This is a genomic window from Kitasatospora sp. NPDC059599 (genome assembly GCF_042735125.1).
Taxonomy (GTDB): domain Bacteria; phylum Actinomycetota; class Actinomycetes; order Streptomycetales; family Streptomycetaceae; genus Kitasatospora.
Map to the genome: position 1 here is coordinate 1 of NZ_JBHWCL010000229.1, position 10,297 is coordinate 10,297.

6 protein-coding genes and 1 pseudogene are annotated in these 10,297 nt (G+C 75.4%); 1 reads left to right on the plus strand and 6 read right to left on the minus strand.

Annotation, left to right across the window (positions count from 1 at the left end; all coding sequences use genetic code 11):
* From ACFV04_RS41820 to ACFV04_RS41845, 6 genes and pseudogenes are all read right to left on the minus strand, one after another.
* A pseudogene (locus ACFV04_RS41820) lies at positions 1-787 on the minus strand (hypothetical protein); the annotation flags it as partial.
* 266 nt (positions 788-1,053) lie between these two features.
* Positions 1,054-2,139 carry a hypothetical protein gene (locus ACFV04_RS41825; RefSeq protein ID WP_380536345.1) on the minus strand — a complete coding sequence of 362 codons (1,086 nt, stop codon included), beginning with the start codon at positions 2,137-2,139 and terminating at the stop codon, positions 1,054-1,056.
* 88 nt (positions 2,140-2,227) lie between these two features.
* Positions 2,228-4,171: a threonine/serine exporter ThrE family protein gene (locus ACFV04_RS41830; protein ID WP_380536346.1), complete on the minus strand. Its 1,944-nt coding sequence runs from the start codon at positions 4,169-4,171 to the stop codon at positions 2,228-2,230.
* Between the two features lie 119 nt (positions 4,172-4,290).
* A complete protein-coding gene (locus tag ACFV04_RS41835) occupies positions 4,291-4,944 on the minus strand; it encodes a DedA family protein (protein WP_380340621.1) in 654 nt (217 codons plus the stop codon).
* A 286-nt stretch (positions 4,945-5,230) separates the two neighbouring features.
* Positions 5,231-7,588 (minus strand): tetratricopeptide repeat protein, encoded by a 2,358-nt coding sequence (locus ACFV04_RS41840; protein ID WP_380536348.1) that lies wholly within the window; start codon positions 7,586-7,588, stop codon positions 5,231-5,233.
* Between the two features lie 61 nt (positions 7,589-7,649).
* Complete coding sequence (locus tag ACFV04_RS41845; protein ID WP_380536349.1) at positions 7,650-9,605, minus strand: ATP-binding protein; 1,956 nt, start codon at positions 9,603-9,605, stop codon at positions 7,650-7,652.
* A 238-nt stretch (positions 9,606-9,843) separates the two neighbouring features.
* Here ACFV04_RS41845 and ACFV04_RS41850 point away from each other — a divergent pair, with 238 nt between their 5' ends.
* Positions 9,844-10,167 carry a hypothetical protein gene (locus tag ACFV04_RS41850; RefSeq protein WP_380340613.1) on the plus strand — a complete coding sequence of 108 codons (324 nt, stop codon included), beginning with the start codon at positions 9,844-9,846 and terminating at the stop codon, positions 10,165-10,167.
* The last annotated feature ends 130 nt before the right edge of the window (positions 10,168-10,297 follow it).

Here is a 10,297-nt window from a genome sequence, read left to right on the forward strand (position 1 = left end):
CCTCCAGGGCGTCGCGGCGCTCGCGTTCCAGCTCGACGGTGGTGTTCCGGGCGGCGGCCAGTTCGGTGAGCAGCTGCTCGCGGTGCCGGGTGGCGGCGGCGACCTCGCCCTGCTGGGCGGCCAGTCGCTGCTCGGCCCGCGTCCTGGCCGCGCCGACCTCGGCGGCGGCCTTCTCGGCGGCCCCGGTGGCGGTCCGGGCGGCGTCGGAGGCGCTGCGGGCGGCGGCGGCCGTGGCGGTGGCGGCGTCCAGGACCTGCCGGGTGCGTGCGCCGGCCTGGCCGACCGCGACGGCGCGGTCGCCCGCCTCGCGCGGGCCGTGGGCGCCGAGCAGCGCGTCGAAGGCGGACAGTTCGGCGCCCGCGCCCTGGCGGTAGGTCTCGGCGGCAAGCCGGGCCGCGTCCTCGGCGGCGGCCGACCGCTCGGCCTCGGCGGCGGCGGCGTGCTGCACGGCGGCGCCCTCTTCGGTGCGCGCCCGGGTGAGGGCGAGCCGGGCGCCGTTGTAGGCCTCGACGGCCTGGTCGGCGCCGCGCCCGGCCCGGTCGAGCTCGGCCCTGGCGGCGGTCAGCGCGGCTTCCAGGGCCGCGGCGGCGGCGGTCTTCCCCGCGGCCTCGGCGCGGGCGCGGTCGATCTCCTCGGTGCTCGGGTAGGGCTCCTCGCCCCGGGCCCGGCCGGCCGCCGGGTCGCCGACGGCCGGGTCGCCGGTCGCCGGTGCGGCCTGGGCGGTGGGGAGCAGCCCGAACAGGGCGGTGAGCGACAGCAGGAGGGTCGGCAGGAACCTGCGCGCCATGCGGCATCCCTTCTCACGGGTCCGGAGGGGACGGCGGCGGACGGCGCGCGGCGGATGGCGCACGGGGGCGAACGGCGCTCGGGCGGCGGCGGTGGCCGGGCCGCCGGGAATCCGACGGATCATCCCATCACGTGACAGAACGGTCACATGGCGCTCATGTTCTCAATTCCGGCGGCCCTCGTAGCCGCAAAGCGCTCCGCCGGTCGGGTGACCATCGGATGATCCGACCGGCGCCCGCCTCCGGCAGGGCACCCAGGGTGCACGAACTACCGGTGGATCCGGCGCGTGTGCGTCCGCAGCCGGGGGTGTCGCTCCGGCCGGCGCTCCAGCCCCGCCGGCCCGACGGCGTAGGTCCGGCTGCGCCCCGCCCGGACCGAGCGGCGGCGCTGCTGCGCCCGGTGGGAGCGGCCCGGTCCGGCCCCGACCCCGGCCCCGTACGCCGGACCCTCCCCGGCCGGGGGCTTGGCCGTCGCCCCGGCGGCCGCCGCCGAGCGGCGGTCCGCCAGCCGGGCCTGACGGCGGGCCAGCGCCCGGGCGGCGTGCGCGTCGAGGTGGGCCGTGGCCCGGGCGGACATCCGCTCGGCGACCCGGTGGGCGGCCGGGTGGTTGACCGGCACCTTGTCGGGGGCGCCGGCGATCAGGTCGAAGAGCCAGGTGCGGGCCCGGTCCGCGCGCCGGTGCAACAGGCGCTCGCGCCGCAGCGCGCGCGCCCGGCGCCGGGGGCGCGTGGTGTACCGCCAGCGGGCCCAGGGACTGCTCGGACGGGCCAGCCGGATCGCGCCGATCCAGGACAGGCCGGGGACCATGATCCCGAGCAGGCCGGTCCACACCTTGCCCTTCAGCAGGGTGATCACCGAGGCGAGCGCGTTCACCGAGATCACCGTGATCAGACCCCACCGGGTGTCCTCGCCCGGCAGCGCGCCGAACGGCACGTACCCGATCAGCAGCAGGGCGGTGAACAGGATCCCGAAGATCACCGCGTCCACCGACTTGCGGCCCTGCTCCCCCCAGTACACGTCGTCCAGGTGCAGGATCAGCGCGAACTCGTCCAGCACCAGGCCGCAGCCGATGCCGAAGGCCAGCCCGAACCAGTTCATCCACGGCTGCCCGCCGTAGGTCGCGAACACCCCGATGCCGCCGAGCAGCAGGAAGCCCAGCCCGAACACCATGTGGTGGATGTGCAGGCCGCCGGGGGTCACGTTGCCCGGCCACCAGCGCACCTTCGCGCGGATCATCCGGACGCTGAACCGGATGAACACGAAGGACGTGATGAAGCCGACCAGCAGCAGGAACAGCGGTTGCTTGTGCGCGTTGACGATGTGTTCGCGGTAGCTGTCCAGCAGTGTGGTCATGCGCCTTACCTTCGTTCCTGGTCCTGCGTCCTGCCTGCCCTCACGTGCCCCGGGGCCCGACGGGCCTCCGACCCGGGTCGACGCGCGGTCAGAACCCCCGGGTGCGCTTGGCCGCCCGGCGCGGCATCACCGGGTACAACGAGGGAAGCTCGGCGCCGACCGGCGGTTTCAGGAACAACCGGGCTATCTCCCCGCCGAGGTTCACCCCGACCGCCAGCGCCATCGCGATCGCCGCTGCCCGGAACACCGACACCAGACCGGCGCTGGAGTGCCCCTGGGCGAAGGCCAGCATCCCGAGGTAGAGCGCCGAACCCGGCATCAGCGGGCCGATCGCGGCAGTCACGTAGGGCAGCGCCGAATCGTTGCGGTAGCGCGCCATCAGCTGGCCGAAGAGGCCGACCAGGCCGGCCGCCACCCCGGTCGCCGCGATCGGGTTGACGCCCGCGTTGTACACCAGCGCGCCGTAGCTGGCCCAGCCGATGCCGCTGTTGGCCGTCACCAGGGCGAGCGAGCGGCGGTCGGTCTGCAGCAGGGTCGCGAAGGCCAGGGTCAGCAGCATCGCGGCGACCATCTGGACCGGTGGGGAGCTGATCCCCGCCAGGCTCTCGTCCGGCCGCAGCTTCGCCTCGAAGCCGACGCCCAGGTAGAGGATCACCATGACGCCTATCACGATGCCCGCGACCAGGTAGATCACTTCCAGCAGACGGGCCGCGGCGGTGATGTAGAAGCCGGTCAGCCCGTCCTGGACGGCGGCCACCAGCGCGCGCCCCGGCAGCAGGGCGAACAGGCCACCGGTGATCACGACCGAACCGCGCAGGCCCCAGTCGTTGAAGGACAGGATGATCCCGGAGGCGGCGGCCGGCATCGCGGCCGCCACGAACTGGTAGAACTCCGGCAGCCGGCGCCGGGCCAGCGCGGAGGCCAGCCGGTCGCCGAGGACGGCGGCGATGAAGGCGCTGGCGAAGACCAGCCAGGCCTTGTCGTCGATCCGGCCGCCGACCAGGAAGGTCGCCGCGCCGGCCAGCAGGCCGGTGGTCAGCGCGAGCATCCAGGCCGGGTACGGGTGCCGGTTGCGGCGGATCAGGGCGAGCCGGCGGTAGGCGTCGTTGACCGTCACCTTCTCCGCGGTGATGTCCGCGACCAGCTCGTAGACGGCGTTCAGCCGGGTGTAGTCGGAGGTGCGGCGGCGCACCACGCGGTCGGCGGTGACCGGCGGCTCGACCAGCGAGGGCTGGTGCGAGATGCCGATCAGGGTGAAGGTCACCTGCGGCTCGCAGCGGTCCAGCCGGTAGGCGTGCGCGATGCCGAGCATCGCCGCCTCGACGTCCTCGGCGGCCTCGCCGCTGGCCAGCAGCAGCTCACCGATGCGCAGGGTCAGGTCGAGGATGCGCGGGACGTTGCGGGCGGTGCCGGCCGAGGGGTGCAGCTCGCGGGCGGTCCGCTCGAAGGCCGGGCGCTCGGACATCGGCGTGCGCAGCAGCGTGCGCATCCGGTCCGGCCAGGGCGCCTCGCCGGGGGCGCCGGCGGTCAGGTCGGCGACCGGGATGCCGGTCGGCGGGGTGTAGCCGGCGGCCCGCCACTCCTCGGGGGTCAGGGTGTCCTCGACGATCGGGCGACGGCGGGCCGGGCGCGGAGGGCCGGACCGGGCACCCTGGGGGCGGACCTCGACGGTGAGCTCGGGGTGCGGCTCGGCGGACGGACCGGCCGTCCGCCCGGGCAGCGGTTCCGGCCCGGGCCCGGGCAGCGGTTCCGGCAGCGGCTCGGGCAGCGGTTCCGGCAGCGGCTCGGGCTCCGGCAGCGGCTCCGGCTGCGGCTCGGGCTCGGGCGCGAGCAGGCCCCTGGTCTCCGGCACGGGCGGGGCGAGCGGGATGACGATGGTGGGCTCGACGAGCGGGGCGGGGTGGCCGAGCAGGCCCTCGGTGGGCGGGGCGTCGGCGGGGTGCACCGGCTGCGGGGGTGTCTGCCGCGTCCGGCGGACCGCCCGGCCTCCCCTCGCCCGCTTGCCCGCACCCGGTCGGCCCCGCTTAGGCACTTCCGCTCCTCGCCACCCCTGGTGGCCGCCGGCCACCGCTCGATCTCGGGTTACACCTTGCCTGATCGAACAGCCCGACGCACATGTACGCGACGTCCCGCGGCCCCGGCGGCGGGCGCCTACCCGGCGCGGTGGCCGGAGACGCGGTCCCCGCCGGACCGGCGGGCCCGCAGCAGTTCGATCGCCACCGGGACCACCGAGACCAGCACGATGCCGACCAGGATCGCCTCGACGTTGTCCCGGACGAACGGGATCTGCCCCAGGAAGTAGCCGAGCACGGTGACCCCGCCGCCCCACAGGACGCCGCCGACCAGGTTGAACACCACGAAGCTGCGGTAGTTCATCCTGCTCACCCCGGCGACGACCGGCGTGAACGTGCGCACGATCGGCACGAAGCGGGCCAGCACGATCGCCTTGGGCCCGTGCCGCTCGAAGAAGGCGGCGGCCTTCTCGACGTTCTCCTGCTTGAACACCCGGGAGTCGGGCCGGCGGAACAGGCCCGGGCCGACCTTGCGGCCGAAGAGGTAGCCGACCTGGTCCCCCGCCACCGCCGCGACCACGATCAGCGTGCAGACCAGCCAGAGCGGCTGGTGCAGGTAGGTGCCGCCGGCCACCAGCAGTCCGGTGGTGAACAGCAGCGAGTCGCCGGGCAGGAAGAAGCCGATCAGCAGGCCGGACTCGGCGAAGACGACGGCCAGGATGCCGAGCAGACCGAAGGTGGAGATCAGGGTGGTCGGGTCGAGCCAGGACGGGCCGAGGGCGAGGCTGGTCACGGTGCGGGAACTCCGGAGGTCGAGTCTTGGCAATGGAAAGGTAAAGCATTGACAAAGACTCGCACCCCGGTCGAATGGTTCCCGGGAGGGGGGCGGACCGGCTCCGAACCCGGCCGGGAACGCACCGCTCCGGGCCCGGCCGGGAACGCACCGGCCCCGGCGAGGGCCCCGGGAAGGGGCGGCCCGCCGGGGCCGGTGCGGTCGGAGGTCGCCGGTGCGGTCGGAGGTCGCCGGTGCGTCGGTGCGGCTTCCGCCCGGCGTGGCCGCCGGCGGTGGCCGACGGCCGTCAGAGGCCGTAGCGCTCGACGATCTCCTCGTGCCGGGCGACGTCCGCGCCGGCCGCCTCGGCCAGGGCCGCCCAGGCGAGCGGGTGCGGCCAGTGGCCGGTCAGCCGGTGCAGCAGCGCGTCGGCCTCGGCGGCCGAGGCCGTCGGCGGCACTCCGAGCGCGGCGTAGATCCCGGGCAGCGTCTCGTCGTCGTCCGCCGGGTCGGTGATCCGGTACTGGTCCCCGCTGTACGCCCAGACCGCGTAGCCGGCCTCCTGCAGCCGCTCGCGCAGGGTGCCCCACGGCTCGTCGCCGGGCCAGCCGCCGTCGATCCAGTAGGTGGTGTACCCCGCCGGGTCGAGCAGGGTGAGCAGCTCGAACGCAGGACGCCAGTGCTGCCGCTCCTCCTCGTCGGCGTCCTCGGCCGGCGGGCGCTCCAGCAGTGCCGGGGCGAAGACCACCACGTCGCCGTGGTTGAGCGTCAGGTCCTCGCCGAGCACCGGCAGGATGCGGGCGGTGGCCGGACCGGTCCGGACGGCGGGCAGGTCGGCCGTCGCACCGTTGGTGCGGGTGGCCCGGACGGTGACCAGCTGCCACTCCTCGTCGACCGGGCCGTCGGGTTCGTCGAACTCGATGCCCAGCAGCGCGCCGGTGGAGCGGACCACGGCCCAGTCCCGGTTGGCGGTGGCCGCGGTGATCAGGTGCCAGAGGTCGGGCTCCTGGACCGTCCGGTGACTCTCTTCCTCCGCGACCTCCCCGGCGGGCAGCGCGCGCTCCAGCAGCTCCTGGTGGAGCCGCTGCGCGGTCGCGTGGTCTCCCAGCTCGGTGGCGGCCCGGGCGGCGAGGCGCCGGGTGTTGAGCACCGCGTCGTCCAGCGCCAGGATCGCCTCGCACTGCTCCAGCGCCTCGGCCCAGCGGCTCTCGGCGACGGCCCAGCGGGCGCGGGTCCAGTGCGCGTCGGCGGGTGCGGTGACGGCCAGCCGGTCGGCGAGGCGGCGCACGCCGTCGGCGTCCCGGGCGCCGATCAGCATCTCGCCGAGCGTGCCGGTCAGCTCCCGGTCCTCCGGGTCGGCCTCCAGCCGCTGCCACAGCAGGTCGGCCGCGGCGCGGGCGTGGCCCAGTCCGCCCAGCAGGGTGGCCAGCTGCACCGTCGTTCCGGTGGCGCCGGCCTGTTCGCCCCGGTACCGGTCCAGGGCGACGGAGACCAGGTCGACGCCGGTCTCGACGGGCACCCCGGCCTCGGCCAGGTACGCCGCCAGCTCGTCCGGCGGAACGGGCAGCTCGGGCTGCGGCAGTGCCTCGGCGGCCGCGCGCAGGGCCGCGACCTCTTCCGCCACGCCGTCGGTGCGCCGCAACCGGGTGAGCTTGCGCTGCCCGGTCGCGGCGAGGGTCAGTGCCACCGTGCGGGCGCCGCGGGCGAGGGCGAGCCGACCCGCCGCCAGCAGCAGGTCCACGCAGGGGCGGTGCGCACCGGCGTCGTCCAGGTAGCCCACCCAGCCGGCCAGCGCGGCGCCCAGCTCGGCGTCGTTCTCCCACGCGCCGGCCGCGACCAGCAGCTCGACCGTCTGCGTCCAGGTGGGCCGCAGGTCCGCGTGCTGTTCGGCCTCGGCACGGTCGGGGAGCAGGGCGACCGCCTCCTCCGTGCGGCCGAGCGCGGCGAGCGCGCGGGCCCGCAGCAGGGCGCCCCAGCGCCGGTCGCGCTCGTCCAGCCGGTGGCCCTGCGCCTGCTCCGCCTTCTCGGCGGTGTCGAGCAGCTCCAGCACCTCCTGGTACCGGCCCAGCAGGTGCAGGGTCCCGGCCCGGGACTGGTGGAAGCGCAGCGAGACCCGCTGGCCGGCGGCTCGCATCCGGTGGGCCGCGGTGTCCAGGTGGTCGAGCGCCTCGGCCGCCCGGCCGTCGTCCTCCAGGGCGTCGGAGTACTCGCGGGAGAGGCAGTCGTAGCAGGCGCGGCCGGGCTCGATCCGGCCGAGCGTCTCGCCGACCACCTCCAGCCGCTCGGTCACGTAGCCGGGCCCGTCGACCCGGGCGTGGCAGATCGCGAAGTCCTGGACCACGCAGACGGACTGCGGGCAGCCGGCGGTCCCCTCCCGGTGGGCGAAGTCCAGCAGGTCGACCGCCTCGGGCATGACCGCCTCGCCCTGCTGGCGCTTGTTCAGCAGGTTCTGCAGCCGCCAGTGCCGCAGGTAGACCTCGACCCAGGGCAGGTCGAGCGACCGCGCGGCGGCGAGCGCCTCGGGGTAGAGCGCGTCCAGCTGGTCGTTGCGGCCCTCGGTGGCGAGCTCGGGCAGCTCGACGACGGCGTCGGCAAGCCGGTGGTGGCCGGCCTCGGCCAGCTGCCGGTGGGCGTCCCGCACCCAGGACCAGATGTCGGTGGTCATGCTTCTTCCCCCTGCGTCGTGCTGATGGATTGTCTACCGCGGACCACTGACGGTCCGTCCGTCACGCTTCGCCCGGGAGCGCACCGGGGCTGTCCGGGACGTCCGGCAGGCCGGCCGGGACGGCGGCGGTCAGGGCGGAGACCGCGGTGCCGACACCGGCCAGCGCGGCGGTGAGGTCGCCCCCAGTCGGGCCGGACGAGGCCGCGGCCATGATCACCTTGAGCGAGCGGAGCAGCCCGGCGGCGGTGGCGCTGCCGGTGTGCCCGGTGCGGTAGGCGGCGAGCAGGTCCCGGACCGCCGGGCAGTCCAGGTTGAGGTAGAGCCGGGCCCTGACCGCGCCGTCGGTGCGGGCGGTGAAGGCGCGGGCCAGCCGCAGCGCGGCGGACGGGATCCGGGCGTCCGCCTGGTCGTCCTCGATCCGGGCCTTCAGCTCGGCCTCGCGGTCCGGGACGAGCACCAGCGGCAGACCGGGCGGGTCGAAGCGGGCCGCGACGAGCTGCTCGCCCGGGTCGGCGAGGGCGCCGGCCAGCCAGGCCGCCTCCCCGTCGGGCAGCGGCCGCTCCGGGTCGCGGAACAGCTCGCGGTTGCCCTGCTCGCTGCCCAGTTCGACCAGCCGGCAGCCGCGCAGCTGGGCGTAGCGGCGCAGGAACGGCAGCACGGCGTACCGGTCGCCGCGCGCGATCGGCACCCGCATGGCCCGGTACAGCATCTCCTCGAAGCCGCCGCCGCTGCCGAGCGCGACGTGCACCGCTCCCCCGCCCGCCGCGCGCAGCGCACCGGCGGTGAGGTCGCCCTGCGAGGTGGGCACCGGGACGTCGTCGGCGAGCAGGGTGAACAGCCGCTCGTCGCAGAGCGCGGCGCCGAGCAGGTCCTGGCCGTGCCGGGCGAGGATGCGGCGCCAGGCGGCGGGCCGCAGCCGGGCCGTCTCGTACAGGCCCTCCACGATGGCGTCGGTGAGGGCCTTCCGGAGCGCGCGGTAGTGCTCGTCGCGCTGGAGGTCCTCGCGGCTGGCGGTGGGGGTGAGCCGGTTGGACTCGACCACGCCGCCGATGAACCCGGCCCAGCCGGGCAGCAGTTCGCGGGCGTCCTCGGCGAGCAGCATGCCGCGCAGGTAGACGGCGAGGTCGCGGTTGTCGCTGCTGCCGTAGGTGCCGCCGTCCTGGACCCAGAGCAGGCCGATCGCGTCCGTCGCGCCGTCGACCGGGTGGACCGGGAAGGCGGTGAGCGGCTCGAAGCGGCGGCCGAAGGCGGCGGCGAAGCGCATCCGGGCCGCGTACCGGTCGCCGTCGGAGGGGCGGCGCGGAGCGTCCCGGTCAGGGGTGGAGGCGGGCGACGGGAGGGCCTCCTGGCGCCAGGGCACCTCGACGGAGTTGACGGGCCGCTCGTCGTCGCCGACGTGGACGGGGATCGGGAGCAGCACGCAGTAGCGGCCGAGGATCTCGCGCAGGGCGTCCTCGTCGGCGAGGTGGGCGTGCTCGGCCTTGAGCGCCAGCTCGACCACGGTGCCGGGGCGGGGTCTGGCGGGCGCCGGCTCGACCCGGTACTGCTCGCCGCCGCGGCTGCGGTAGCGGTGGCCGAGCGTCGGCTCGCGGTGCGAGGTGGTGGTGACGGTGACCTCGTCGGCGATCGAGAAGGCGGACAGGAAGCCCAGCCCGAAGGCGCCGATCAGCTCCTGGTTGCCGGTCAGTTCGCGCAGCATGCGGGTGTAGCCGGTGCCGACGGTGGCCAGGTAGGAGTGGATCTCCGGCTCGGTGAGTCCGGCGCCGGTGTCCTCGATGGCGACGGTGCGCCGGGCGGAGTCGGCGCGCACCCGGATCAGCGGGCGGTGGTTGCCCTCCGGGTCCTCCAGGAGCCGGCGGGTGTGCGAGTCGTGCGCGTTCTGGACCAGTTCGCGCAGGGCCACCAGCGGGGTGGAGTAGAGGTGGGTGGCGAGGACGTTCACCAGGCCGCCGAGATCGACCTCGGTCGTCCGCAGTTCCTCGACGGGGGTGGGCTCGGGCGGGACACCTTCAGACATGGGTCCCCAGTGTGCCAGTGCGACAATCCGCCGACCATTTCTTTCTTCTTGACGGAATGACGGATTGCGGTCAACTCCCAATTGACCAGATCGCCACCATCGGGGGAATTGCCACCCGTTCGGTGGAGTTCGTCCACACCGCTGGTGAATGCTGAACGGGCGACGTCAGGCAACGGCGCCCCCGGAGCGGCCACTCCGGACGGCGCCACAATTCGCACCTCCAGTCAGGGAGACCAGCGTGTCCCGTATTCGCGCAGCCGCCGCCGTCACCGCCCTCGGGGCGTTCCTCCTCGTGGGCCTCGGCGCCGCCACCGCGCACGCCGACAACGGCGCCGCCGCGATCGACCACTCCAACGGCAGCGTCGTCAGCAACGCCGGCAGCGGCAACGTCGTCGGCAGCGTCAACGGCAACGTGGTCAACACCCAACAGACGGCGACCGGTTCGGGTGCGAGCAACCAGAACAACGGCCTCGCGGTGACCGGAAACGGCGGGAACATCGGCGCCCTGCAGGGCAACGGCAACGTCGACGCCCGGGTGTACTACCCGCACGTCCTCTACTAGGTCCCGTCCGGTACCGAGCCGTCCGGGCCGGGGGGCCCCCCCCCCCCCACCGGGGCGGGGCCCCCGCCCCCCCCCGGGGCGGGACCGCCACCCCGCGGCCCGGGCCCCCCCGCCCCGCCCCCCCGGGCCG

Excerpts from the sequence above, each read along its gene's own strand:
- ACFV04_RS41825 (WP_380536345.1), bottom strand. The coding sequence starts at position 2,139 with ATGACCACACTGCTGGACAGCTACCGCGAACACATCGTCAACGCGCAC.
- ACFV04_RS41840 (WP_380536348.1), bottom strand. The coding sequence starts at position 7,588 with ATGACCACCGACATCTGGTCCTGGGTGCGGGACGCCCACCGGCAGCTG.
- ACFV04_RS41845 (WP_380536349.1), bottom strand. The coding sequence starts at position 9,605 with ATGTCTGAAGGTGTCCCGCCCGAGCCCACCCCCGTCGAGGAACTGCGG.